This window comes from Micromonospora sp. MA102 (genome assembly GCF_025460765.1).
Lineage (GTDB): Bacteria > Actinomycetota > Actinomycetes > Mycobacteriales > Micromonosporaceae > Micromonospora > Micromonospora halotolerans.
The window spans coordinates 39,455-65,308 of the sequence record NZ_JAMWEG010000010.1 but is presented as its reverse complement, the minus strand read 5'-3'; the positions used below and the strand labels follow the sequence as shown (position 1 = coordinate 65,308).

The 25,854-nt window shown below is 73.7% G+C and carries 19 protein-coding genes; 11 read left to right on the top strand and 8 right to left on the bottom strand.

Translation table 11 applies throughout. The annotated features are described in order from the left end of the window. Positions 1–71: 71 nt before the first annotated feature. From NFX44_RS20770 to NFX44_RS20760, 3 genes are all read left to right on the top strand, one after another. Positions 72–827 carry a response regulator transcription factor gene (locus NFX44_RS20770; RefSeq protein WP_315974614.1) on the top strand — a complete coding sequence of 252 codons (756 nt, stop codon included), beginning with the start codon at positions 72–74 and terminating at the stop codon, positions 825–827. Beyond that, positions 805–2,310: a cell wall metabolism sensor histidine kinase WalK gene (locus NFX44_RS20765; RefSeq protein ID WP_262285226.1), complete on the top strand. Its 1,506-nt coding sequence runs from the start codon at positions 805–807 to the stop codon at positions 2,308–2,310. Before NFX44_RS20770 ends, NFX44_RS20765 begins: the two co-directional genes overlap by 23 nt. A gap of 352 nt (positions 2,311–2,662) precedes the next feature. Further along, a complete protein-coding gene (locus NFX44_RS20760; RefSeq protein WP_262285225.1) occupies positions 2,663–3,427 on the top strand; it encodes a helix-turn-helix domain-containing protein in 765 nt (254 codons plus the stop codon). Between the two features lie 99 nt (positions 3,428–3,526). Here the strand turns inward: NFX44_RS20760 and NFX44_RS20755 are convergent, their stop codons facing one another. Next, on the bottom strand, positions 3,527–3,925 hold the full coding sequence (locus tag NFX44_RS20755; RefSeq protein WP_262285224.1) for a VOC family protein: 399 nt from the start codon (positions 3,923–3,925) through the stop codon (positions 3,527–3,529). Positions 3,926–4,104: 179 nt separating this feature from the next. Here NFX44_RS20755 and NFX44_RS20750 point away from each other — a divergent pair, with 179 nt between their 5' ends. The 4 genes from NFX44_RS20750 (at position 4,105) to NFX44_RS20735 (ending at position 9,191) form a co-directional block, all read left to right on the top strand. Further along, entirely contained in the window at positions 4,105–4,254 is a 150-nt protein-coding gene (locus NFX44_RS20750) for a hypothetical protein (RefSeq protein ID WP_167364301.1), read from the top strand. After that, positions 4,251–5,675: a class I SAM-dependent methyltransferase gene (locus tag NFX44_RS20745; RefSeq protein ID WP_262285372.1), complete on the top strand. Its 1,425-nt coding sequence runs from the start codon at positions 4,251–4,253 to the stop codon at positions 5,673–5,675. The genes NFX44_RS20750 and NFX44_RS20745 overlap by 4 nt, the downstream gene beginning before the upstream one ends. Beyond that, complete coding sequence (locus tag NFX44_RS20740) at positions 5,668–7,713, top strand: sulfatase-like hydrolase/transferase (RefSeq protein ID WP_262285223.1); 2,046 nt, start codon at positions 5,668–5,670, stop codon at positions 7,711–7,713. The genes NFX44_RS20745 and NFX44_RS20740 overlap by 8 nt, the downstream gene beginning before the upstream one ends. A 194-nt stretch (positions 7,714–7,907) precedes the next feature. Beyond that, complete coding sequence (locus NFX44_RS20735) at positions 7,908–9,191, top strand: citrate synthase (RefSeq protein ID WP_262285222.1); 1,284 nt, start codon at positions 7,908–7,910, stop codon at positions 9,189–9,191. Positions 9,192–9,265: 74 nt separating this feature from the next. Here NFX44_RS20735 and NFX44_RS20730 read toward each other — a convergent pair whose 3' ends face one another. The 5 genes from NFX44_RS20730 to NFX44_RS20710 all read right to left on the bottom strand — a co-directional run bounded on the left by NFX44_RS20730 (position 9,266) and on the right by NFX44_RS20710 (position 16,341). Further along, entirely contained in the window at positions 9,266–12,082 is a 2,817-nt protein-coding gene (locus NFX44_RS20730) for a M14 family zinc carboxypeptidase (RefSeq protein WP_262285221.1), read from the bottom strand. 91 nt (positions 12,083–12,173) lie between these two features. Then, positions 12,174–12,773 (bottom strand): fasciclin domain-containing protein, encoded by a 600-nt coding sequence (locus NFX44_RS20725; RefSeq protein WP_262285220.1) that lies wholly within the window; start codon positions 12,771–12,773, stop codon positions 12,174–12,176. Positions 12,774–12,950: 177 nt separating this feature from the next. After that, the gene (locus tag NFX44_RS20720; RefSeq protein ID WP_262285219.1) at positions 12,951–15,053 is read right to left on the bottom strand and encodes a M14 family zinc carboxypeptidase; all 2,103 of its coding nucleotides are present in this window, start codon (positions 15,051–15,053) and stop codon (positions 12,951–12,953) included. A 108-nt stretch (positions 15,054–15,161) separates the two neighbouring features. Continuing rightward, positions 15,162–15,818: a response regulator transcription factor gene (locus tag NFX44_RS20715; RefSeq protein ID WP_262285218.1), complete on the bottom strand. Its 657-nt coding sequence runs from the start codon at positions 15,816–15,818 to the stop codon at positions 15,162–15,164. 94 nt (positions 15,819–15,912) lie between these two features. Continuing rightward, positions 15,913–16,341, bottom strand: a complete 429-nt coding sequence (locus tag NFX44_RS20710) for an NUDIX domain-containing protein (RefSeq protein ID WP_262285217.1) — start codon at positions 16,339–16,341, stop codon at positions 15,913–15,915. Between the two features lie 93 nt (positions 16,342–16,434). Between NFX44_RS20710 and NFX44_RS20705 the strand changes: the two genes are divergently transcribed. Beyond that, on the top strand, positions 16,435–17,328 hold the full coding sequence (locus tag NFX44_RS20705) for an alpha/beta hydrolase (RefSeq protein WP_262285216.1): 894 nt from the start codon (positions 16,435–16,437) through the stop codon (positions 17,326–17,328). 37 nt (positions 17,329–17,365) lie between these two features. Here the strand turns inward: NFX44_RS20705 and NFX44_RS20700 are convergent, their stop codons facing one another. Next, positions 17,366–17,854 (bottom strand): GNAT family N-acetyltransferase, encoded by a 489-nt coding sequence (locus tag NFX44_RS20700; protein ID WP_262285215.1) that lies wholly within the window; start codon positions 17,852–17,854, stop codon positions 17,366–17,368. Positions 17,855–17,946: 92 nt separating this feature from the next. Next, positions 17,947–19,344, bottom strand: a complete 1,398-nt coding sequence (locus NFX44_RS20695; RefSeq protein WP_262285214.1) for a glycosyltransferase family 4 protein — start codon at positions 19,342–19,344, stop codon at positions 17,947–17,949. Between the two features lie 318 nt (positions 19,345–19,662). Between NFX44_RS20695 and glgX the strand changes: the two genes are divergently transcribed. The 3 genes from glgX to treZ are packed head-to-tail and all read left to right on the top strand — an operon-like array spanning position 19,663 to position 25,852. Beyond that, positions 19,663–21,783 (top strand): glycogen debranching protein GlgX, encoded by a 2,121-nt coding sequence (gene glgX, locus NFX44_RS20690; protein ID WP_262285213.1) that lies wholly within the window; start codon positions 19,663–19,665, stop codon positions 21,781–21,783. Positions 21,784–21,785: 2 nt separating this feature from the next. Further along, positions 21,786–24,122, top strand: coding sequence for a malto-oligosyltrehalose synthase (gene treY, locus NFX44_RS20685; RefSeq protein ID WP_262285212.1), 2,337 nt, complete (start codon positions 21,786–21,788; stop codon positions 24,120–24,122). Then, on the top strand, positions 24,119–25,852 hold the full coding sequence (gene treZ, locus NFX44_RS20680; RefSeq protein WP_262285211.1) for a malto-oligosyltrehalose trehalohydrolase: 1,734 nt from the start codon (positions 24,119–24,121) through the stop codon (positions 25,850–25,852). The genes treY and treZ overlap by 4 nt, the downstream gene beginning before the upstream one ends. Positions 25,853–25,854: the final 2 nt, after the last annotated feature.

The window sequence follows — 25,854 nt, the reverse complement described above, 5'->3', positions numbered from 1 at the left end:
AATCCCGACGGCCGGCCCGCACAGCTGGTACACAGGATCGGGACAGGCCCGGCACAGCGGGTGCGCCCACGATGGGGAGCATGGTCATGAACGGGCAGGCCGCGCAGGGCCGCATCGAGCTGCGGCGACCGGACGGCGAACCGGTGCGGGTGCTGGTGGTGGACGACGAGCCGACGCTCACCGACCTGCTCTCGATGGCGCTGCGCTACGAGGGCTGGCAGGTGACCACCGCCGGCAGCGGGATGGCGGCGATCAGCGCCGCCCGCCAGGTCAAGCCCGACGCCGTGGTGCTCGACGTGATGCTCCCGGACCTGGACGGCTTCCAGGTGCTGCGCCGGCTGCGCGAGCAGGCGCCCACCGTGCCGGTGCTCTTCCTGACCGCGCGGGACGCGGTCGAGGAGCGGATCGCCGGGCTGACCGTGGGCGGCGACGACTACGTCACCAAGCCGTTCAGCCTCGAAGAGGTGATCGCCCGGCTGCGCGCCCTGCTGCGCCGCTCCGGGTTCGCCGTCGCCGCCCGCGAGGAGGCCGTGCTCACCGTCGGCGACCTCAGCCTCGACGAGGACAGCCACGAGGTACGCCGCGGCGGCGACCTCATCAACCTCACCGCCACCGAGTTCGAGCTGCTGCGCTACCTCATGCGCAACCCGCGCCGGGTGCTGAGCAAGGCGCAGATCCTCGACCGGGTCTGGAACTACGACTTCGGCGGCCAGGCCAACGTGGTCGAGCTGTACATCTCGTACCTCCGCAAGAAGATCGACGCGGGCCGCGAGCCCATGATCCACACCCTGCGCGGCGCGGGCTATGTCCTCAAGCCCGCCGAGTGACCGGGGCGGGCGGCTGCGGCGGTGGCTCGCCGGGTGGTCGCTGCGCCGGCGCCTGGTCCTCTCCGTGGTGGCGCTGCTGGCCCTGGTCAGCATCGGCATCGGCGGCCTGACCACGATCGCCCTGCGCCACTTCCTGGTCGGCCAGGTGGACAACCAGCTCGCCATCGCCGACGGGCGCGCCGGCGGCGGCCCGCCGTGGCTGCGTCCGCCCGGTGACCCGCGTCGGATTGACCCGTGCGACCTGTCGACACTGGAGCCGCCGCGCGGCTTCCCGCCCGGCTCGATCGCCCTGCGTACCGCCTGCGGAGCCACCGGCGCCACGGCCCGGACCGAGTCCGGAGAGGCGCAGACGGTGCCGGCAGCCGACATCGCCGCGCTCGCCGCGCTACCGCTCGACGGGCGGCCCCGCACCGTCGAGGTCGGTGACCTGGGTGACTATCGCGCGGTGGCGCATCGGTCGTCGAACGGCGAGGTGGGGGCCGTCGCCATCCCGCTCGCCGGGATCCAGGACACGGTCATGTGGGTTCTGGTCGCCCAGGCCGGGCTGGTCACCGCCGGGCTGGTCATCGCGGGCGGGCTCGGCGCGCTGATCGTCCGGGCCGCGCTGCGCCCGCTGAACCGGGTCGCCGCCACCGCCACCCGGGTCACCGAGCTGCCGCTGGACCGGGGCGAGGTCGCCCTGTCGGTGCGGGTGCCGGCGGCGGACACCGACCCGCGCACCGAGGTCGGGCAGGTCGGCGGCGCGCTCAACCGGATGCTCGGCCACGTCGCCGCCGCGCTCGCCGCCCGGCAGGCCAGCGAGACGCGGGTACGCCAGTTCGTCGCCGACGCGAGCCACGAGCTGCGCACCCCCCTCGCCGCCATCCGCGGCTACGCCGAGGTGGCCCGGCGGGGGCGGGACGAGGTGCCGCCGGACGTGGCGCACGCCCTGCGCCGGGTGGAGTCGGAGAGCACCCGGATGACCAGCCTCGTCGACGACCTGCTGCTGCTCGCCCGCCTCGACTCCGGCCGCCCGCTCGCGGCCGAGCCGGTCGACCTCACCGCCATGGTGGTCAACGCGGTCAGCGACGCGCACGCGGCCGGCCCGGAGCACCGCTGGCAGCTCGACCTGCCCGACGAGCCGGTGAGCGTCACCGGTGACGCCCACCGGCTGCACCAGGTGCTGGCCAACCTGCTCGCCAACGCCCGCGTGCACACCCCGCCCGGCACCACGGTGACCACCCGACTCGCGCCGGTGGCCGGCGGCGTCGAGCTGAGCGTCACCGACGACGGCCCCGGCATCCCCGAAGAGCTGCAACCCGAGGTGTTCGAGCGGTTCGCCCGCGGCGACAGCTCCCGCTCCCGGGCGCACGGCAGCACCGGCCTCGGCCTGGCCATCGTGGCCGCCGTGGTGGAGGCCCACCACGGCGAGGTCGCGGTGGCGAGCCGGCCCGGCGCGACCGTCTTCACGGTGCGGCTGCCCGGATCCACAGCCGACGCATAGGTCGCGCACGGGGGCGGGTCAGCGGGTCGCCCAAGGCTTGCCGGCATGGACAGAACAGAGAGCCTGCTGACCGCTCCCGCGGCCGGGTCGCCCGCGACCGACCCGGTCCCCGCGCCCGCCCCGGAACCGGCCGTGACCCCGGCGCCACCGCCGGCACACCGCCCCGCGCCCTGGAGCTGACCGTCCTGATCGCGGCCAACCTCGCGGCGACCGTCCTCCGCTTCACCCTGCCCCGCCTGGCCCTGCACCACCGCCCCTGACCGCCCGGTCCTGGCGCGTTCCCGTCCGCCCCGGACGGGAACGCGCCCAGATCCCGAACGGGGATCCCGCGACGGCGGGGCAGGGTGGAGGGATGTACCGGGAGGGACCGGCGCCGGGGATCCCCGGCGGCGTGCGGTGGGCGAGCGTCTCGCGCGGCGACGGGCCGGTGCGGGTGCTGCCGGACGGGTGCCTGGACCTGCTCTGGTCCAGCCGGTCCGGGCTGCTCGTCGCGGGGCCGGACCGCACCGCGCACCTGTCGCGGAGCGTTCCGGGGGAGCGGTGGGTCGGGCTGCGGCTGCCGCCGGGCACCGGACCCGCCGTGTTCGGGGTGCCCGCCGACGAGCTGCGGGACCGGCGCGTGCCCCTCGCCGACCTGTGGGGACGGGCCGCCGCCGACCTGGTCGACCGCGTCGCGGCGGAGGATGGGCGAGGCGCCGGCGTGACCTCCGGCCGCGCCGGTGGCAGCCCCGCCGCCTCGGCGTTCCGCCGGCCGTCGATCGCCGCCCTGCTGGAGGAGGTCGCCCTGGCCCGCTTGCGGGCCGCCGGTGGCCCGGACCCGCTCGGCCGTGCGGTCGCCGCCCGGCTGGCGGCCGGCGCCACCGTCGCCGCGACCGCCGCCGAGGTCGGCCTGGGCGCGCGGGCCCTGCACCGGCGCAGCCGGCTCCTCTTCGGGTACGGCCCGAAGACCCTCGCCCGCATCCTGCGCATGCGCCGGGCCCTCGACCTGGCCGGCGCCGGGACCCCGCTGGCCGAGGTCGCCGCCCTGGCCGGGTACGCCGACCAGGCCCACCTCACGCGCGAGGTGAAGGAACTGGCGGGCGTCCCACCGACCCGCCTGCTGCCGCCCGCCGCCTGACCCGAATCGCCGCTGGGGCACGTCCGACATCGTGGACAGGTGCCGTTCCGCTCGAACGGCAACTGTCCACGATCGGCGGACGCGCTTGGCGGTGGTGGCTCAGTCGGACTTGAGCGGGGCGAACAGGTCGACGCCGTTGCCGTCCGGGTCGTGCAGGACCGCGTACCGCTGGCCCCAGAAGGCGTCCCACGGCACCAGGTGGCCGTGGTGGCCGGCGGCGGTCAGCTCGGCGTACCAGCGGTCCACCTCGGCCGGGTCGGCGCAGCGGAAGGCCAGGCTGGCGCGGGGCCCGCCGGTTGCCGGGGCGTGGTCCGGGTCGAAGCTGCGGATCGTCTCGACGGTGTCCCAGGCCAGCCGGACGCCGTTGTCGAGGGTCACCTCCACGTGCGGCTCGTGTTCGGCGCCGGGCGGGACCGGCAGCCCGAGCCGGCGGTAGAAGTCCAGGGTGCGTCCCATGTCGGTGACGACCATGCCGATGAGATCGAACTGCGGTGTCATGCGGCCACCGTAGAGGCCGGCGGGAGGGCCCGTCTTGAACGGATCGGACGGGGGACGAGTCGCCGGTGTGCCCCGCACAATCAGGACCACAGGCGTACGGTGGGGCAAGTCCGGCTTAGAGCAGTAAAGCTCACATATCGGTCCGGACTCCGATGACTGGCGAGGGGAAGGAAGCAGCCGTGACGCACCTGGCCTACCTGGACGCGGGATCCGGCAGCCTCATCGTGCAGGCGGTGGTCGGCGGGGTGGCCGGCGTGGCGGTCGCCGCCAAGCTCTACTGGAGACGCCTGGTGGCCCGGTTCCGCCGGCAGCCCACCGACCAGGGCTGACCGGCGTGGCGCTCCCCGACGCCGGCCTGCGCGCCGAACCCGGCTCCTTCCGCGACCCCGGCAACCGGGTCTTCCACCGCTCCGGCGAGGTGCTGCGCGGGCTGGACGAGCGGTCCGCCCGCGACTGGCGCGCCCTGGCCGCCAGCGACTTCTTCCGCGACCTGCTCGCCAACCGCCAGGTGTGCGGCACCGAGGAGCTGTTCCCGACACCGGTCGACGTGCCCTGGGCCGCGGTGCTGCGCCACGAGCGGATCCCGTTCGTGTCGCACCCCTACGAGTGGTCGTACTGGATGCTCCGCGACGCCGCCCTGCTACACCTGGAGGTGCTGCGTGCCGCGCTGACCGCCGGCTTCACCACGAAGGACGGCTCCGCCTACAACGTGCAGTGGCGGGGCGCCCGGCCGGTCTTCATCGACGTCGGCTCGTTCGAGGCGGCCCGCGAGGGCGAGCCCTGGGCCGGCTACCGGCAGTTCTGCCAGACGCTGCTCTACCCGCTGCTGGTCCAGGCCCACCTCGGGCTGGACTTCCAGCCCTTCCTGCGGGCCCGGATCGACGGCATCGAGCCGGACCAGATGCGCCGGCTCTTCGGCGGGGCCCGGCGCTGGCGGGCCGGGGTGCTCACCCACGTGCACCTGCACGGCGCGATGCAGGACCGCAACGCCGAGGCCAGCACCAGCGCGGTACGCGCCCAGCTCCGGTCCGCCGGCTACTCGCGCGAGCTGGCCCTGGCCACCGTGCGCGGGCTGACGAAGCTGGTCCGCCGGCTGGACCACCGGCCGGGGGAGACCCACTGGTCGGACTACCAGCGCACGTGCGCCTACTCGGTGCCGGACCGGCAGGCCAAGGAGCAGTTCGTCGACCGGGCGGTGGCCGCCACCGGGCCGGGCCGGGTGCTCGACCTGGGCGCCAACGACGGCCGCTACGCCCGGATCGCCGCCCGCCACGCCGACCACGTGGTCGCCGTCGAGCAGGATCCGGCGGTGGTGGACGCCCTCTACCGCGCGCTGCGCGAGGAGGGGGAGGAGCGAATCCTGCCCCTGGTGATGGACCTGGCCGACCCCTCGCCCGGCGGTGGCTGGCGGGGCGTCGAGCGGGCCGCCTTCGCCGACCGCGCCCGGGCCGACGTGGTGCTCGCCCTGGCCCTGGTGCACCACCTGGCGATCGGCCGGAACGTGCCGCTGCCGGAGGTGCTGGACCAGCTCGCCGCGCTGACCGTGACCGGCGGCAGCCTGGTGGTCGAGTTCGTGCACCCGGACGACCCGATGGCCCGCCGGCTGCTGGCCAACAAGCCGGACGGGCTCTTCCCGGACTACCGCCGGGAGGTGTTCGAGGCGCTGCTCGCGGCACGCGGGCGGGTCGTCGGCCGCACCGAGCTGCCCTCGGGCACCCGCACGCTCTATCAGGTGGTGGTGGGTGGCTGAGGACACGCTCGCGCCACCGCAGGCGCCGCCGGCGCCGCCGGACCGCGCCCGCGTCCGGGGCGGCTGGCGCGGCGAGGCGGGCCGGCTGCTGGAGGTGGCGGCGCTGGTCGGGCTGGTGGTCACCCAGCCGCTGCTGGACGTGCTCGGCCGCAGCCCGGACTTCTTCCTGTTCCACCGCGCCACCCGGACCGACGTGCTGCTCCTGGTGGCGCTGATCGCGATCGCACCGACCGTGCCGTTCGCCCTGCTCGGCGCGCTCGGCCTGGTCGCCCCCCGGCCGGCCCGCGCGGCCCTGCACACCCTGGTCGTGGGGCTGCTGCTGGCCGCGCTCGCGGTGCAGGTCGGCCGGCACGTCACGCCGCTGCGGGGCGTACCCCTGCTGCTGGTGGCGGTCGCGGCCGGCGCCGCCGCGGCGGCCGCCCACCGGCGGTGGCGGGCCCTCGCCCGGGTGCTGCGGGTGGCCGCGGTCGGGCCGCTGGTCTTCGTCAGCCTGTTCGTGTTCGCCTCGCCGGCCTCGGCCGTGGTGCTGCCCCGGGGGCACGGCGGCGCCGCCGGGGTGGCCGGGGCGGGCGCCCACCCGCCGGTGGTCATGATCGTCCTGGACGAGCTGCCGCTGGTCTCCCTGCTGGGCCCGGACCACCGGATCGACGCCACCCGGTATCCGCACTTCGCCGAGCTGGCCGCCGGCTCGACCTGGTACCGCAACGCCACCGGCGTCAGCGGCTGGACGCCCTACGCGCTGCCGGCCATGCTCACCGGGCGCTACCCGGCCGAGCCGATCGCACCGCACTACTCGCGGTACCCGGACAACCTGTTCACCGCGCTCGGCGGCCTGTACGACATCAAGGCCGAGGAGAGCATCACCCGGCTCTGCCCGCCCAGCCGGTGCGAACAGCCGGCCAGCCCGGAGCAGGGGCTCGGGGTGCTGGTCCGGGAGAGCGGCAAGCTGCTGCGCCAGGTCACCGCCCCGGTGGACAGCCGGATCGACCCGGAGGACTCCTACCGGGAGCAGACCCGGGCCGAGGCGGGGCTGGACGCGGCCGAGCCGGTGCCGAACGACCCGAAGTTCCGCTGGGACACCCTCGACGACAACCAGCCGGCCCGGTTCACCACCTTCCTCGCCGGGCTGCGCCCCGCCGACCGGCCCACGCTGCACTTCCTGCACCTGCTCATGCCGCATTCGCCCTGGGTTCACCTGCCGTCCGGGGCGCGCTACGTCGCCCCCGAGGACCTGCGCAGCGACGGGACCGGGTGGGTCGACCTGGCCCGGGCCCGGCACCTCGCCCAGCTCGGCTACACCGACCGGCTGATCGGCGAGACCCTGCGCACCCTGCGCGCCACCGGCCTCTACGACCAGGCGCTCGTGGTGGTCACCGCCGACCACGGCGTGAGCTTCCGCAAGGACTGGCAGGGCCGGGGGTTGGACGCCATCAACCACGCGCCCGACCAGGTCGCCTGGGTGCCGATGTTCCTGAAGGAACCGGGCCAGCGGACCGGCCGGGTCGACGACCGGAACTGGCAGCACGTGGACCTGCTGCCGACGATCGCCGACGAGACCCACATCCGGGTCCCCTGGCGGATGGACGGCCGCCCGGCGAGCCAGGCCCCGCGCGACGGCGCCGACAAGCGCTTCTACGACACGCCCGGCCAGCCGCTGACGTTCCCCGGCGGCGTCCCGTCCCCGCCCCCGTCACCCGCGCCCGACCCGCTGGTGGGCACCACGGTCGGCGCGACACCGTCCGAGGGTACGGCGACCGTGGCCAACCTCGCCGCGTTCCGCGACGTCGACCCGGCGAGCGGCGAGCTGCCCGCGCTGGTCTGGGGGACCGTGCCCGCGTCGGTGCCGGACGGCACGCGGCTGGCCGTGGCGGTGAACGGCACGATCGGGGCCGTCGTCCCGGTGGTCCCGCCGGACTCCGCGGGCCGGCGCTTCGCCGCGCTGCTGCCCGACGACCGGCTCTTCGCCGCCGGGGCCAACCGCCTCGACCTCTACCGGGTGGGCACCGACGGGTCGCTGCGCCGGCTCACCCTCTCGTGATCATCCGCGCGATCGCCGGGTAGCCTTCCCAGCTCGGGGTGGTCGCGCTTCCACCGGGTTTCCGGGCCGGCAAGTCGGGAATCGGGTGACGCATACCTCACCACCGAACCATGACGAGCGGTGTCCTCCCCACCGTGATTACGGTAAAAGCGAAGGCAACTCAACGAAGATCTTGCCGGCGAAGCGAGGAACAGATGACGGAAGTCAAGCTCGACCACCCCGGTGGGCAGCTGTCGATGCCGGTGCAGTCCGCGGTCGAGGGGCCCGCCGGAATCGGGGTGGGCAAGCTGCTGAAGGAAACCGGGATGACGACGTACGACCCCGGTTTCGTGAACACGGCGTCCTGCTCGTCCGCGATCACCTACATCGACGGTGACGCGGGCATCCTGCGGTACCGCGGCTACCCGATTGAGCAGCTGGCCGAGAAGTCCTCCTTCCTGGAGGTCTCCTACCTGCTGATCTACGGTGAGCTGCCGAGCCAGACACAGCTCACCGAGTTCAGCGAGCGGATCCGCCGGCACTCGCTGCTGCACGAGGAGATGCGCCGCTTCTTCGACGGCTTCCCGCGCGACGCGCACCCGATGGCCGTGCTCTCCTCGGCCGTGAGCGCGATCTCGACCTTCTACCAGGACAGCCTGGACCCGTTCGACTCCGACCACGTGGAGATGTCCACGGTGCGGCTGATGGCGAAGGTCCCCACCATCGCCTCGTACGCGTACAAGAAGTCGATCGGCCAGCCGCTGCTCTACCCGGACAACTCGCTGGGCTACGTCGAGAACTTCCTGCGGATGACCTTCGGCGTGCCGGCCGAGCCGTACGAGGTCGACCCGGTGATGGCCCGCGTGCTGGACATGCTCTTCATCCTGCACGCCGACCACGAGCAGAACTGCTCCACCTCGACCGTCCGGCTGGTCGGCTCCAGCAACGCCAACCTGTTCGCCTCGGTCTCGGCCGGCGTGAACGCGCTGTTCGGCCCGCTGCACGGCGGCGCCAACCAGGCCGTGCTGGAGATGCTCCAGAAGATCCAGGCCGACGGCGGCGACGTCCGGTCCTTCGTGCAGAAGGTCAAGGACAAGCAGGACGGCGTGAAGCTCATGGGCTTCGGCCACCGGGTCTACAAGAACTACGACCCGCGCGCCGCCATCGTGAAGAAGGCCGCCCAGGACGTGCTCGGCCGGATGGCCAAGCCGGACCCGCTGCTCGACCTCGCGGTGCAGCTCGAGGAGATCGCCCTCGCCGACGACTTCTTCGTCTCCCGCCGGCTCTACCCGAACGTGGACTTCTACACCGGCCTGATCTACAAGGCCATGGGCTTCCCGACCAAGATGTTCACGGTGCTCTTCGCCCTGGGCCGGCTCCCCGGCTGGATCGCCCAGTGGCGCGAGATGATCAACGACCCGGAGACCAAGATCGGCCGTCCGCGGCAGATCTACACCGGCTACGCCGAGCGGGACTACGTCCCCGCCGCGGAGCGCTGAACCCGGTCCTGACGGCGAAGGCCGCCGACCCGCACGGGGTCGGCGGCCATCGCCGTCGGTAGGGGGCCGGCGCGTCAGCCCACCAGGGAACGGAGCGGGATCTGCGCGTCCCGGAGGGCGCCCACCAGGTCACGCAGGAACGGGTGCTCGTCGGCCTGCAGGCCGGCCGGATTCGGGATCACCAGGTAGGCCGACCCGTCCGCCACGGAGACCCGGGCGGTGTCGGTGTACCGGGCGACGACCGCCTCGGCGCGACCGCGGTCACCGGCCGCCACCTCGACGGTGATCGGGCGCCACTCGCCGCCCAGGTTGTCCGCGACCGGCTGGGCCGCCGCGGCCGCCCGGGCGGGCTCGACACCTGTCGTACGCCGCGGGGTGGCGCGGTCCGCCCCGGCACCCGACGGATAGAGCAGGGCGTTGGCCACCAGGTGCAGCCCGTTCTCGTTGTACGCCCGGAAGAGCGGGTTGAACGCGAACAGCACGGCCCGACCGGCACCGGTGGGCTCGTCCACCAGTGCGACCGTCCCCTTCAACACCTCGCTGCGCGTGGTGTAGCCGTTCGCCCAGAAGGTGTCGTCGGACGGGTAGGTGAGGACGTTGGTGCCGGTGCTGCTCGGGTTCAGAATCGAGTCGCTGTTGTTGAACTCGAAGTCCTCGGCCGGGCGCCCCAGCGCGACCGGGCTGCTGCCGTCGACGTCGACCCGCAGGTGCGACCCGATCATCCGGTAGTCCGCCGGCTTCGTCTTCTCCGTGGTGGAGGTGAGGCCGGCGGCCCGCGCCATCCGGGTGCCCTCGTTGCGCAGGCCGACATAGGTGTGGCCCTGGGCGATCCAGTTCCGCAGGTTGGCCTGCCCGGCGGCGGTGAGCCCGCCGGTAGCGCTGCTGCCGTCCGGCACGAGCAGCACGCTGCGGCCGGTGAACGCCGGGGTGTTGTCGTTGATGTCGGCGGTGGTCACCGGCGTGAGGTCGAGCCCCCACCGCTTGCCGAGCACGTAGCGGGCCTCGCCGTGCGAGCCGGAGGTGGTGGAGATGCCGGTGCCCTCGAACAGCCCGACGTCCGGCAGGTCCACCGGGCTCCCGCTGGCCGCCGCGCGGCTCGGGCGCAGGGTCACCCCGAGCGACCGGGCCAGTTGGTCGACCTCCCGGGTCAGGCTCTTCGCGGGGAAGCCCACCACGCTGGTGTCGAGGTCACGGACGAGCGGCACGCCCTGGCCGAGCAGCCGGAAGGTGAGTTCGGCCGCCGCCGCCGAGTCCAGCGGGTACGCGTACGACCCCTTCGCCCCGGCCGCCGAGGATGTGCCGCCGGTGATCTGCCGGACCGGCCGGGCGTGCGGCCGGACGTCGTCGCCGGTGTAGATGGTGTCCACGCCCATGAGCAGCGGGTTGCTCCAGGAGGACACGTCGTAGAAGTAGGGGAACGGGACGTACGGGTCCTCGCCCATGATCGCCTGGATCCAGTGTTTCTGCGGCTGGTCCATCGGGATCCAGTACGCGCCCACCGGCACCGGGACGTCGGTCGCGGTGCGCCCGCCGAAGACCCGGGCGGTGGGCACCGTCGTCGGCCTGGTCACATCGTAGACCTCGACGTCCATCCGGCGCAGCCGCTCGACCAGCTGGCGCACGTCGGCGAGCTGCCGGTCGGGGAGCAGGAAGTACGAGCGGATCCTCATGTCCGGCACCGGGAACTGGACGCTGTTGGTCGGCTGGACCACCTCGTTGGGCTCCAGCGTCCCGGCCCTGCCCTCGGCGAGCGCGTCCGTCCAGATCTTGTAGTAGCTGGTCAGCACCTCGTGCTTGTTCGCGGCGGCCCACCCGAGGGTCGACCACTGGGTGTGGAACTGCTGCTGGACCCGGTCGGCCACCGCCGACGCGCTGCCCTTCTCGAAGGTCATGCCGGCGGCGCCGAAGCCGGCGGCCGGGACCGTGTCGCCGTAGCCCATGAAGAACAGGTCGTACGTCGAGTAGTTGAAGTAGCACTCGGTGGTGACGGCGCCGCCGCAGGCGCCGTTGAAGCCGAAGCCGGCCTTGTTGGCCTCGCCGATCCGGTTGATCCAGTCGACGTTCTCGCTGGCGATCTCGTGGTGGATCGGGTCCGCGTTGGGCGGGAAGAAGTACTGCCGGCCGCCCATCTCGTGCGCGTCGACGAAGACCTGCGGCGGATACTGCCGCAGGAGTTCGATCTTCCCGTCGGTCTCCTGCTGGGTGCGGGCGAACCAGTCCCGGTTCATGTCGAAGCCGTACTCGTTCTGCCGGCGGTTGGCGTCGCGGCCGTCGGGGTTCTGGGTCGGCACGATGACGGTCACCAGGTTGTCGTTCCGCTCCGCGACCGCGCAGGACAGCCCGGATGCCAGCTCGTACAGGGTCTTGAGCGCGGCGTCCGTGCCGCTCTTCTCCCCACCGTGCACGTTCCCGGCCACCCAGACGATGGCCGGGCGGTCGGACGCGGTCTCGGCGGCCTTCGTCGCCCTGGTCCGCCGCGGGTCCCGCAGGTCGCGGATGTCGTCGGCGATCTGCTTCAGCGCGCCCGGCCGGACGTGCCGCTCGTTGGAGACGATGGCGTACGGCAGCGGCTGGCCGAGCACGCTCGTCGCCATGACGCCGGTGACCACACGGTCGGAGGCGGAGTCGACGGCCTTCAGGTAGCCACGGACCTCGTCGTTGGTGACGACCCGCTCCTGGCCGGTGCCGAGCGGGAAGCCCAGCGCGGACTCGGGGCTGGGCACGGTGGACAGGCGGGCGGCGGGGTCGTTGCTGCAGCTGGGGGCCGTGGGGGCGGCGCCGGCCGGCGCGCCTCCGAGCAACGGCGTCAGACCGGCCAGCAGGAGCAGCGCGGCGACGCCGGCCGTTCTTCTCGTGTGGACCGTCCCGGGCGGACGCTTCGACAGGCGCATCGGGATGCCTCGTTTCACTCGGTGGAGATCTAGCGAGATCGATCGGAACGTATGACCGGCGGTTTCCCGGGTCAAGACCCGGATCGTGCGGTCAGTGGGCACGGTGCCCGCCCTCGCCGCCGGTGGTGGGCAGGCTGCCGAGCACGTGGTTGATGAGGTGGATCCGCGCGTTGGCGACCTGGTAGTCGGCGCACACGGTGTCGGCCTGGCCGGCCAGGCGGGCCGTCCCTCCGGCCCCGGTGACCGTCACCGTGGTGCCGGCGAGCGTGGTGACGCTACCGGCGGTCACCAGGTCGGCCAGCGACAGCGACCCGGCGACGAGGTGCTCGCGGAGCAGGCCGCGAAGCTTGTCCTGGTCGGCCAGGAGCAGATGGTCCAGGTCGTCCTCGGAGAACTTGGCCGCGAACGCGTCGTCGGTCGGGGCCAGGATCGTCACCCCGGAGCCGCCGCGCAGGTCGGCGGAGATGCCGGCCGCCCGCACCGCCGCCTCGAACGTGGTGAGGACGGGCAGCCACCGCAGAGCCGCGTCGGCCGGCTGACCGGCCAGCGCCGCCGGGTTGCCCGGGTCGCTGCCGGAGGGCAGCAGGTCGCACAGCGGACCGCTCACTGCGGGCGCCGCCTCCGGTGCGGCGCCGCCGGTCGCGGCCGGCGAAGCGGTGCCGGCGCCGGAGCAGCCCGTGCCGGCGATCATCAGGGACAGCGCGACGGCGGCGAGCGCACCGGCCCGTCGCCGGCGGGCCGGCCACCGGAGCCGGAGGAGAGGTCGGGATCGCGGGAGGATGACGGGCCGTTCCACGGCGTTCTCCGGTCGGTCGGGTCGTACCGGCAGGCCCGGGGGGCCGGACCTGCCGGTACGACGATCAACGGGTCAGAGGGTCGCGCACTGGCCCGTCTTCGGGCCCGTCGCCGAGTTGCCCAGCTCCAGGTCGACCGGGGCCGGGCTGTTGCCGTCGCAGCGCAGCGGGCCGGTGACCGTGTTGGCGGCCAGCAGCGGCGCGTCGCCCCGGTTGCCGGACACGTCGACCGGACCCTCGACCGTGGCGTCGACGACCACCACGGGCCCGGTGCCCTGCGCGATCCGGACCGGGCCGGTGACCGTGCTGTCGGTCAGGAACACGCCGGCCGCGCCGGTGGCGTCCACCGGGCCGGTGATCGACGAGCCGGTGGCGACGAGCGTGGCGCCGGGCCGGACCCGGACCGGGCCGGTCACCGTGGCGTCCCGCAGGCAGGTGAAGCCGGAGACCACCAGCGGGCCGGTGTGCCGGCCGGTCACCGTCGGGTACACCCGCTCGGCGTCGACCAGCTTCTCCACGGCCTGCCCGTCGAGCAGCAGCGGGATCAGTCCCCGCTCGGGCTGGGCGAGGGGCACCACGTACCCGTCGGCGGCCTTGACCACCTTCCAGCCGTGCGCGGCGAGGCGCTGCGCCACGGTGGTCCGCTGGCCGGCCGGGCCGTCGGTGCGCTCCCCGTGGTACTGCTCCTCGGTGAGCCGGTAGGCGCACGGCGCCTCGGTGAGGATCTGGTCCTCGCGCGGGGCGTCCAGCGGCGGCGGGGCCTCGGCCGGGTGCGGCGCCGGGTGTGCGGGGATCGGCCGGGAGCCGCGGAAGACGATCCGGCCGGTGTTCGACACCTGGAAGGTGATCCCGTCGGCCCGCGCCGAGGTGATCTCCTTGAGGTTGGCGCGGTGGTAGTCGAGGAACTGCTGGAACGTCCAGAGCGCCGAGTACGCCTTGCGCCGCCGGTTGTTCGCCGTGTTGCCCTCGTCCGGCCGGGTGGTGCCGCCGGCGCTGCGCAGCTCCAGCAGGGAGTTCACCACGTTCTTGAGCCCCAGCGTGTTGCGCAGGATGGTCTCCTCGCTGAGCCCCACGTTCCCGCCGCCGTTGCACCCGTACGGGCAGGGCCACCAGCCGTCCTTCGCGCCCTGCGTGTACATGTGGCCCTCGATCATGTGCTGCGACTCGTCGAAGATCGGCTGGGCGACGTTCTGGTGCCGAGGCGGCAGCATCGGCAGGTCGCCGGCGCTGGAGTTGCCGAACTCGTGCCCGTCGTAGCCGGCCACCGGGCGGTAGTCGCGCAGCATGCGCACCAGCGCGAAGGTCTCCGGCTGGCGGATCAGCGAGTAGTCCCGGTTGAGGTCCTGGCCGGTGGAGTTGCCCCGGGTGTTGGCCGCCCGGCCGTCCCCGTTGATCGTGGGCACGATCAGCACGGTGGTGTGCGACAGCAGGTCCAGCGTGCGGGGGTCGTCGCTGAAGGCCAGCTGGCGCGCCATGATCAGGCACGCCTCCCGGTCATTGGGCTCGTTGCCGTGCACGTTGCAGTTGACCATCAGCGGTGAGGTCGCCGCCACCGCCGCCGGGGTGGCCGGCGGGGCGGGGTAGCCGATGACGAACATGTTGATCGGGCGGCCCAGCGCGGTCCGGCCGATCTCGGTCACCCGGACGCGGTCGCTCAGCTCGTCGACCGCCGCGGTGTACGCGTACTCGTTGACGTCGCTGGTGTACTGCGCCGCGAGGGTGGTCTCCCACTGCGTCCGGAGGTTCTGGCCCGGCACGGCGGGGTCGCCCCACGGGGGCCTGGTGGTGCCGGTGACCGGCGCCGAGTACGGCTGGGCGGTGGCGTCGAGGCGGGCGCGGACCCGCCACTGGAACCGGGCGCCCGGGTTGAAGCCCGCGTCGGCGAAGGTGGGGGAGGAGTTGTCGATCTGGCGGTTCGGTCGCCAGACCCCGGTGATCACCGCCGGTCCGGTCGCCGTGTCGTCGGCGGCGACCGGGGTGCGCTCGATCTGGTAGTCGGTGGCGTCGTCGACCGGCGTCCAGGCCAGGGTGGCGTAGCCGTCGCCCTGCACGACCGTCAGGCCCTGGACCTGGTTCGGTTCGGCCGGTTCGGCCTGTGCGGGCACGGGCCCGGCGAACGCCGCGAGGCTGGCGGCGAGCAGGGCGGAGAGGAGGGCCGTCGTCCGTCTGTCTCTCATGGAGGCTCCAGAACAGGTGGGATGACTCGGTCCGGACAGCACACGCGAGTCCACCCGTCCATGGTCGACAGCGGCCGATTTCTTGAGGTTGATCTGAGGATCGGCGGCTCAGGCCGCCCGGAGCCGGTAGCCCACCCCGCGCACGGTCTCCACCAGGCCGGCGTCGTCGAGCTTGCCCCGCAGGGCCGCGACGTGGACGTCGAGGGTGTGGCCGCCGCCCCAGGTGGTCTGCCAGACGTCCATGAGCAGCCGCTCCCGGGGCACCACCGTTCCGGCCTGCCGGGCCAGCGCCATGAGCAGCGCGAACTCCTTGCGGGTCAGGACCACCTCACGGCCGGCGAGCCAGACCCGCCGCGCGTTGAGGTCCAGGCGCAGGTCGCCGACCTCCAGCGCCGCCTCCGCCCGGGAGGCGCGGGCCGCGCGGCGCATCACTGCCTCGATCCGGGCCTGAAGCTCCGCCATCGAGAACGGCTTCACCACGTAGTCGTCGGCGCCGGCCCGCAGCCCCGCCACCCGGTCCCGCTCGTCACCGCGGGCGGTCACCGCGATGATCGCGATGTCCTCGTTGTGCCGGCGGATCTCCCGGCACAGCGACAGGCCGTCCCGGTCCGGCAGGTTGAGGTCGAGCAGCAGGAGGTCGACCGGCCCGGCCTCGACCGCCTCCGACGCGGTCGTGGCCGTGATGACGGAGTTGCCCCGGCGGCGCAGCGCGGCGGCGAGCGCGGACGCGACTCGCAGGTCGTCCTCCACCAGAAGCACCCGCACCGCGTCTCCTCGAACCTCGTGCGACAGGTTCACGCGAGTCTGTCCGATCCGCGCCCGCCGCGACCAGCCCGGACGAACGATCACGACCAGACGATCATGCGGGTCGAGCCGTCGGGCCGACCCCGAGGTGCAGCGGGAGGACCAGCGCGGAGGAGACCGCCAGGTCCCGGTCGAGCACCTCGTCGCGGGGGACGAAGACCATGGCCCGGCCCTCGCCGAGCACCACGTCCTCCTGACGGGCGTCGGTCGCGCCGCGGAAGACGTGGACCGTCACCGTGTGCGGGAAGCCCTCCTCGTCCGGGCGCGGGCCGCTCCAGAAGGGATGCAGCTCGCCCGCCGTCAGGCCGGTCTCCTCCAGCAGTTCCCGGCGGGCGGCCTGTTCCGGCGTCTCGCCCGGCTCGATGTGCCCGCCGGGCAGACCCCACTGGTTCGGCGAGACGGGCGCGTGCTCGTCGCGATGCTGCAGGAGAACGGCGCCCGAGGGGTCGACGAGCAGGACGAGCGCTATGTCATAGCTGGCCATCGCGGAATCATTCCACGGCGGCACCCCCGGCGCAGGACCGTCGGCCCGGGGCTTCCGACCAGCCGGAGCCGTCCGGCCCACTAGCATGATCTCGTGCCGGAGGACTTCATCGCTGACGACCAGCTGGCCGCGTTCCTGCGGACCGCGAGGGCCCAGCCTGCCGTCGGCGAACCGGACGTGGCGACCTCGCGTCAGGCGTCCCGCGCACGGGCCGCGGCGCGGACGCCGGGACCGGACATCCCGACCGCCGACGCGACGATGGCCGGTGTCCCGGTGCGGGTGTACGCGCCGGGCGCCAACCCGGCGGTCGTCTACCTCCACGGTGGCGGGTTCGTCCTGGGAGACCTCGACACGCACGACGCGCGGGCGCGGCGGCTGGCCGTGGCCACGGCGGCGTCGGTGGTCGCGGTCGACTACCGACGCGCGCCGGAACATCCCTGGCCGGCGGCGGTCGACGACGCGGTGGGGGTGGTCCGGCGGGTGGCCGGCGACGGGACACCGGTCGCCGTGGCCGGGGACTCGGCCGGCGGTCTCATCGCGATCCTGACGGCGCTGCGGCTGCGCGACGAGGTTCCCCTGCTGGCACAGCTGCTGCTCTGCCCGAACGCCGATCCCACGCTCCGGTGTCCGAGCGTCGAGGACAAGGGGCACGGCTGGCTGCTCGATGCCGGCACCCTTCGCCGATGGGTCGCCATGTGGCTGCCCGACCCCGACACCCGCGACTCGCCGTCGACCAATCCGCTCGTCGCGGACCTGCGAGGGCTGCCGCCGGCCGTCGTCGTGACCGCCGAGCACGATCCTCTGCGCGACGAGGGTGAGGCCTACGTCGCGCGCCTGCGGGCCGCCGGCGTGCCGGTGACGCACCGACGCGAGCCCGGACTGGTCCACGACTTCCCGACCCTGCGGGACGTGTCACCAGCCGCCGCCGCGGCGGAGGACCGCTTCCTCCGCGACGCCGCGCAGCTGCTGGGCCGACGATCCAGCTGATCTCCCGCAGCCGACGCGCCGCCGGGCGTACCACTGGTCACCGGACGCCCAGGCGCCTGCCCAGGGAGAATCCGGCGTCGGTGTAGCCGTGCCGACCGTAGAACCGCACCGCACCGACGTTGCGGTGGTGGATGCCGGCGGACAGGTACGTGATCCCTCGGTCGGTCGCCCACCGTTCGGCCGCCGCCAGCAACGCGGCTCCCACCCCGAGTCCCCTGGCACCGGGCAGCACGACCGTGTGCACCTGCGCCGACGGCTCAGGAAGCAGGATCTGATGCTCCGGCGGATCGGACTGCCGCAGCACCTCGATCATCCCGACCACCCGGCCGTCCCGATCCTCGGCGACGAGAACCCCGTCCCGGCCCGCCTCGTCGCCCAGCACGACCGTGAAGTGGCGCACCACCGCCTCACGCCGCGGAACGCGGTAGACCTCCGGATCGAGAGCGAGGTGGGCCTCGGCGTTGGCCAGCCGCAACTCCACCAACGAAGGAACATCCGCCAGGCCCGCCGGCCGAACCTCCCGCATGACCGCGATCCTAGGGCCGCGGAGCAGTCCCGGTGACGTGGCCATGATCGGCCGCCGGCCCGGTGCGGGGGCCGGCGGCCGTCGTGGTCGGGTCAGCGCAGGCCGGCGGCGGCCAGCAGGTTGCCCTCGGGCAGGGCGGGCAGGGCCCGGCCGGCGGTCATCCGCTGCTCGGTCCGGGCGGCGGTGAAGGCGGGATCGCCGGCGATGGCCGCGGCGTACGCGGCGGCCGTGCGGGACGCGATGGCCGACCACCCGTACTGCTCGTGGACCATGGCGCGGGCGCGCCGGGCGAGCAGCCGCGCCCGGTCCCGGTCGGAGAGCAGCGCGTGCACCGCCTCGGCGAGCCCGTCCGGGTCCTGCGGGGCGAAGGTCAGCCCGGTGACGCCCGGTTCGACGATCTCGGCCAGCCCGCCGGTGCGGGCCACCGCGAGCGGCGCGCCGGCGGCGGCCCCCTCCAGGGCCACCATGCCGAACGGCTCGTAGATGCTCGGCACCGCGAAGCAGTCCGAGGCGGCCATCACGGCGGGCAGGTCGGTGCCGCCGAGGAAGCCCGGCATGCTGACCGTCCCGCCGAGCCCGAGCCGGTGCACCTCGTCCTCCAGGGTCGCCCGGTACGGCCCGTCGCCGACGATCACGGCGCGCAGCCCGGGGTGCCGATCGCGTAGCCGGGGCAGGCCGGCGAGCAGGTGCTGCACGCCCTTCTCGTAGACCAGCCGGCCGGCGAAGGTGACCAGGGGGCCGTCGCCGGCGAACCGGGCGCGGGCGGCGGCGACCGCCGAGCCGGGTACCCGCCAGCGGTGCGGCTCGACCCCGTTGGGCACCACGTCGACCCGGGTCGGGTCCACCCCGAACAGCGCGCCCACCTCGTCGCGCATGTAGCCGGAGCAGACGATCACCCGACCGGACTCGCTGGCCAGCCAGTGCTCGACGCCGTGGATGGTGCGGTTCATCTCCTCGGGCAGCCAGCCCTGGTGCCGGCCGGCCTCGGTGGCGTGGATGGTGCTGACCAGCGGCACGTCCAGGTGCTCGCGCAGGGTCATGGCGGTGTGTGCGACCAGCCAGTCGTGGGCGTGGATGACGTCGTACGCGCCGGACTCGGCGGCGCGCAGGGCGGCCCGGGTGAGGGTGTGGTTGAACGCCATGGTCCAGGCAAGCAGCGATCCGGTGGCGAGCGGGAAGGTGACCGGATCCTCGGCGGCGCGGACGATCCGCACGCCGTCGGCGTACTCCTCCAGGGGCGCGCCGTCGGCGTGCCGGGTGACGACGGTGACCTCGTGGCCGGCGGCGGCCAGTGCGACGGAGAGCGCGTGCACATGGCGGCCGAGGCCACCGACGAGCACCGGCGGGTACTCCCACGACAGCATGAGGATGCGCTGCTTCCGGGCCGGCACGCCGGCCTGCGGGGGGAGGGTCGGGCGGGAGGTGAGGGTGGGCCGGTGGGTCCGGTCCGTCGCGGTGGCGGGCTGCGCGCCGACCCGCAGGGTGGTCACATCGATCTCCGTCCATGCATGCTGGTACGCGCCGACGTCGCTGGCGGCGTGGGGAGCGTGGTGGGGCGGCCGAACGGCCGGGTGGACCCGCGCGGGCACGCGTGTCCGCGATCCAGGAAAGGCCATCCGGCGCGAACCCGCATCTCGAAAAGGGCGATCGTGACGGACAACACCCGAAGGTCCGGGCGGCGTCAGGTGGGTGGAAATCGGTTACGGTCCGAACGGGTGGATTGGCGGAGCGTGTAGCGGGGCATAAGCGGCGTGCGCACCGGCGGTCCGCCCGTCCGGTGCGCTCATGATCATGGCCGAAGGAGCGACATGCAGGTCTGGCCGGGCGAGAGCTATCCCCTCGGTGCCACCTACGACGGGATGGGGACCAACTTCGCGATCTTCTCGGAGGTGGCGGAGAAGATCGAGCTCTGCCTGTTCGACGAGTGGGACACCGGCGCCGAGCGCCGGGTCGAGCTGCGCGAGGTCGACGCGTACGTCTGGCACGCCTACCTGCCGGGCATCGAGCCCGGCCAGCGCTACGGCTACCGGGTGCACGGGCCGTGGGACCCGGCCAACGGGCTGCGGTGCAACCCCCACAAGCTGCTCCTCGACCCGTACGCCAAGGCGGTCGACGGGGAGATCAGCTGGGACCCGGCCGTCTACGACTACGAGGTGGGCGGCGACCCGGACCGGCGCAACGAGACCGACTCGGCGCCGTTCATGCCGAAGTCGGTCGTGGTGAACCCCTACTTCGACTGGGGCAACGACCGGCCGCCGCGCACGCCCTACCACCACTCGGTGATCTACGAGGCGCACGTGCGCGGGCTGACCATGCGCCACCCGGACATCCCCGAGGAGCTGCGCGGCACGTACGCGGCGATCGCCTCACCCGTGATGATCGACTATTTCCAGCGGCTCGGGGTGACCGCGGTCGAGCTGATGCCGGTGCACGAGTTCGCGCACGACCACCGCCTGGCCGACCTGGGGCTGCGCAACTACTGGGGCTACAACACCATCGGCTTCTTCGCCCCGCACCACGGCTACTCGGCGCTGGGCCGGCTCGGCCAGCAGGTGCAGGAGTTCCGCGGCATGGTCAAGGCGCTGCACGCCGCCGGCATCGAGGTCATCCTCGACGTGGTCTACAACCACACCGCCGAGGGCAACCACCTCGGGCCGTCGCTGAGCTTCAAGGGCATCGACACCCCGAGCTACTACCGGCTCTCCGAGGACGACCGGCGCTACTTCGTCGACTACACCGGCACCGGCAACAGCCTCAACGTGCGCAGCCCGCACTCGCTCCAGCTGATCATGGATTCGCTGCGCTACTGGGTCACCGAGATGCACGTCGACGGCTTCCGCTTCGACCTGGCGGCCACCCTGGCGCGGGAGTTCTACGAGGTGGACCGCCTCTCCACCTTTTTCGAGGTGGTGCAGCAGGACCCGGTGGTCGGCCGGGTCAAGCTGATCGCCGAGCCGTGGGACGTCGGCCCGGGCGGCTACCAGGTGGGCAACTTCCCGCCGCAGTGGACCGAGTGGAACGGCAAGTACCGGGACACCGTGCGGGACTTCTGGCGCGGCGAGCCGGCCACCCTGGCCGAGTTCGCCTCCCGGATCTCCGGCTCGGCCGACCTCTACCAGGACGACGGGCGCCGCCCCTTCCACAGCATCAACTTCGTCACCTGCCACGACGGGTTCACCCTGAACGACCTGGTCTCCTACAACGACAAGCACAACGAGGCCAACGGCGAGGAGAACCGGGACGGGGAGAGCCACAACCGCTCGTGGAACTGCGGCGTCGAGGGGGACACCGACGACCCCGGCGTGCTTGCCCTGCGTGCCCGGCAGCGGCGCAACTTCCTGGCCACCCTCATCCTGTCCCAGGGCGTGCCGATGCTCGGCCACGGCGACGAGCTGGGCCGCACCCAGCACGGCAACAACAACGCCTACTGCCAGGACAGCGAGCTGGCCTGGGTCGACTGGGAACGGGCCGACGAGGACCTGATCGCGTTCCTCCAGCGACTCACCGAGTTCCGGATGCGGCACCGGGTGTTCCAGCGGCGGCGGTTCTTCACCGGGCTGCCCGTCGGCGGCCGGGCCGCCGGCAGCGCCCTGCCCGACCTGGCCTGGTACACGCCCGACGGCCGGGAGATGACCGGCGAGGACTGGGGCAACGACTTCGGCCGCTCGGTGGCCCTCTTCGTCAACGGCGACGGCATCCCGGAACGCGGCCAGTACGGCCAGCGCCACCGGGACGACTCGTTCCTGCTGCTGTTCAACGCCCACGACGCGCCGCTGGACTTCACCCTGCCACCGGCCGAGTTCGGGCAGCGATGGGAGGTGGTCATCAGCACCGCGGACCCGGATCCGGAGAAGACACTGGCGGTCGAGGCGGGCGGGAGTGTCTGCGTCCCCGACCGCTCGCTGCTGGTCCTGGAGAGGACGGCCTGACCATGCCCGACACCCCCCACCCCCACGACACGACGGCGCCGACGACGCGGGTGGGGTCGACCTACCGCGTCCAGGTCCGCCCCGGCTTCGACCTCGACGCCACCGCCGGCCTCGCCGGCTACCTGGCCGACCTCGGCGTCACCCACCTCTACAGCGCGCCCCTGCTCACCGCCACCCCGGGCTCCCAGCACGGCTACGACGTGGTCGACCACCGGGCGGTCAACCCGGAACTCGGCGGCGAGGGCGGCCGCCAGCGCCTCGTCCGGGCGCTGCGCGCGGCCGGGCTCGGCCTGGTCGTGGACATCGTGCCCAACCACGCCGGCGTGGCCCGCCCGGCCGCCAACCCGGCCTGGTGGGACGTGCTGCGCCGGGGCCGGGCCTCGGCGTACGCGGACTGGTTCGACATCGACTGGGACCGCGGCCGGCTCCTGCTGCCGGTGCTCGCCGACACCCCCGACGCCCTCGACGACCTCAAGGTGGTCGACGGGGAGCTGCGCTACCACGAGCACCGCTTCCCGATCGCCGACGGCACCGGGGACGGGACGCCGCGCGAGGTGCACGACCGGCAGCATTACGAGCTGGTCGACTGGCGGCGCGGCGACAGCGAGCTGACGTACCGCCGGTTCTTCGCCGTGTCCGACCTGGCCGGGCTGCGGGTGGAGGACCCGGAGGTCTTCCGCGCCACCCACGCCGAGATCCTGCGCTGGGCCGCCGCCGGCGACCTCGACGGCATCCGGGTCGACCACCCGGACGGCCTGCGCGACCCCGCCGGCTACCTGGCCCGGCTGCGCGCCGCCGCGCCCGGCGCCTGGCTGGTCGTGGAGAAGATCCTGGAGTACGGCGAGGAGCTGCCGGACTGGCCCGTCGACGGCACCACCGGCTACGACGCCCTGGCCGCGGCGGGCGGGCTCTTCGTCGACCCGGACGCCGAGGCGGACTTCACGGCGCTGGACGGGCGGCTCACCGGCCGGCACACCTCGTGGCAGGACCTCACCCACGACACCAAGCTGGCGGCCGCCACCCGGCTGCTCGCCGCCGAACTGAGCCGGCTCGCCGCGCTCGTCCCGGAGCTGCCCCCGGAGCAGGTCCGATCGGCCCTCGCCGAGCTGGCCGCCGCCTTCAATGTCTACCGCGGCTACCCACCGGAGGGCGCCCGGCACCTCGCCGCTGCCCGCTCCGAGGCCGGCCGCCGCCGCCCCGACCTGACCGCCGTGCTGGACGCGGTCACCGCCCGGCTCCGCGACCCCGGCCACGAGCTGGCCGCCCGCTTCCCGCAGTTCTCCGGCGCGGTGATGGCCAAGGGGGTGGAGGACACCGCCTACTACCGGTGGAGCCGGTTCGTCGCGCTCAACGAGGTGGGCGGCAGCCCCGCCCACTTCGGCGTGCCGCCCGCCGAGTTCCACCGCGCCGCCGCCGCCCGACAGGTGCGCTGGCCGGCCGGCATGACCACCCTCTCCACCCACGACACCAAACGCGGCGAGGACGTCCGGGCCCGGCTCGCGGTCCTGTCCGAGCTGCCCGGCCGCTGGGCCGAGCGGGTCGCCGACTGGATGTCCCGGGTGCCGCTGGCCGACCCGGCCTTCGCCCATCTGCTCTGGCAGACCGCCGTCGGGGCCTGGCCCATCGAGCGCGAGCGGCTGCACGGGTACGCGGAGAAGGCCGCCCGGGAGGCGTCCGTGTCGACCAGCTGGGCCGACCCCGACCCGGCGTTCGAGCACGAGCTGCACGCCCTGGTCGACCGCATGTACGACGACCCGGAGCTGCACGCCCAGCTCACCGCGTTCGCCGACGAGATCACCCCGCCCGGCTGGTCGAACTCGCTCGGGCAGAAGCTGGTCCAGCTCGCCATGCCCGGGGTGCCGGACACCTACCAGGGCACCGAGCTGTGGGAGAACTCCCTGGTCGACCCGGACAACCGCCGCCCGGTCGACTTCGCCGTACGCCGGGAGCTGCTGGCCCGGCTCGACGCCGGCTGGCGGCCCGCGGTGGCCGCCGACGGCGCGGCCAAACTGCTCGTGGTCTCGCGGACCCTGCGGCTGCGCCGGGACCGCCCGGAGCTGTTCACCGGCTACCGGCCGGTGCCGGCGCACGGGCCCGCCGGCGCGCACGCGGTGGCCTTCGACCGGGGCGGCGCGGTCGCCGTGGCCACCCGCCTGCCGCTGCGGTTGGCCCGCGCCGGCGGCTGGCGCGACACGACGCTGTCGATTTCCGGCAACAGTGTTACCGACGTGTTCACCGGTCGGGTCTACAGTGGGTCTGACCTGCTGGTGCACGATCTGCTGAGCAGCTATCCCGTCGCCCTCCTCGTTCCCACCGTTTCCGTGGAGGCAGCCGCATGACCGAGTTCACGGTGTGGGCGCCCGAAGCCGCCCGGGTGCGGCTGCGCCTGCCCGGCGTCGCCGACCAGGACATGCGCCCCGGGTCGGGCGGCTGGTGGCGGGTCGAGGTGCCCGGCGCCGGTCCGGGCACCGACTACGCGTTCCTGCTCGACGACGACGAGCAGGCCCTGCCCGACCCCCGGTCGGCCTGGCAGCCGCAGGGCGTGCACGGGCCGAGCCGCCGCTACGACCACGCCGCGTTCGACTGGACCGACCAGGGCTGGACCGGGCGGCAGCTGCCCGGCAGCGTCCTCTACGAGCTGCACATCGGCACCTTCACCCCGGAGGGCACCTTCGACGCGGCGATCGGCCGCCTCGACCACCTGGTCGACCTCGGCGTCGACCTGGTCGAGCTGCTCCCGGTCAACGCCTTCAACGGCGAGCACAACTGGGGCTACGACGGGGTCTGCTGGTACGCGCCGCACGAGCCGTACGGGGGGCCGGACGGGCTCAAGCGTTTCGTCGACGCGGCGCACGCCAAAGGGCTGGGGGTGATCCTCGACGTCGTCTACAACCATTTCGGGCCCTCCGGGGCCTACGCGCCGCGCTTCGCGCCGTACCTCACCGAGCAGAGCAACACCTGGGGCCGCACGGTCAACCTGGACGGGCCGCACTCCGACGGGGTGCGCCGCTACATCGTCGACAGCGTGCTCATGTGGCTGCGCGACTACCACGTGGACGGGCTGCGGCTGGACGCCGTGCACGCCATGCCCGACTCCCGGGCCACCCACGTCCTGGAGGAGGTGGCCGCCGAGGTGGAGGCGCTCTCCACCCACCTGGGCCGGCCGCTGTCGCTGATCGCCGAGAGCGACCTCAACGACCCGAAGCTGATCACCCCTCGGGAGGCCGGCGGGTACGGGCTGCACGCCCAGTGGAACGACGACGCCCACCACGCGCTGCACACCCTGCTCACCGGGGAACGGCAGGGCTACTACGGTGACTTCGGCTCCCTCGAATGCCTGACCGACGTGCTGACCGGCGCGTTCTTCCACGCCGGCACCTGGTCCAGCTTCCGCAACCGCAGCCACGGCCGGCCCGTCGACCGGCAGCGCACGCCGGGGCACCGGTTCGTGGCGTACCTGCAGAACCACGACCAGATCGGCAACCGGGCCACCGGGGACCGGATCTCCGCCACGCTCTCCGCCGGGCTGCTGCGCGTCGGCGCCACCCTGCTGATGACCGCGCCCTTCACCCCGATGCTGTTCATGGGGGAGGAGTGGGCGGCCAGCACCCCGTGGCAGTTCTTCACCAGCCACCCGGAGCCCGAGCTGGCCACCGCGGTCGCGACGGGGCGCCGGCGGGAGTTCGCCGCGCACGGCTGGCCGCCGGGGGACGTGCCCGACCCGCAGGACCCGCAGACCTTCGTCCGCTCCCGGCTCGACTGGGCCGAGCTGGACAAGCCCGAACACCGGGAGATGTACGACTTCTACCGGCGGCTCATCGCCCTGCGCAAGCAGCGTCCCGACCTGACCGATCCCCGGCTCGGCCATGTCGACGTCCGCCACGGCGACCAGTTCCTGCTGATGCGGCGGGGCGGCTGCCTGGTGGTCGCCAACCTGGCCGGCAAGGCGCAGCGCATCAACCTGCCCGGCGTGGTGCGCCGCGTGCTGCTCGCCACCTCCGAGGGGGTCACGGTCATGCGCGACGGCATCGAGCTGCCCCCGGAGTCCGCCGCGATCGTGGCGCTCTGACC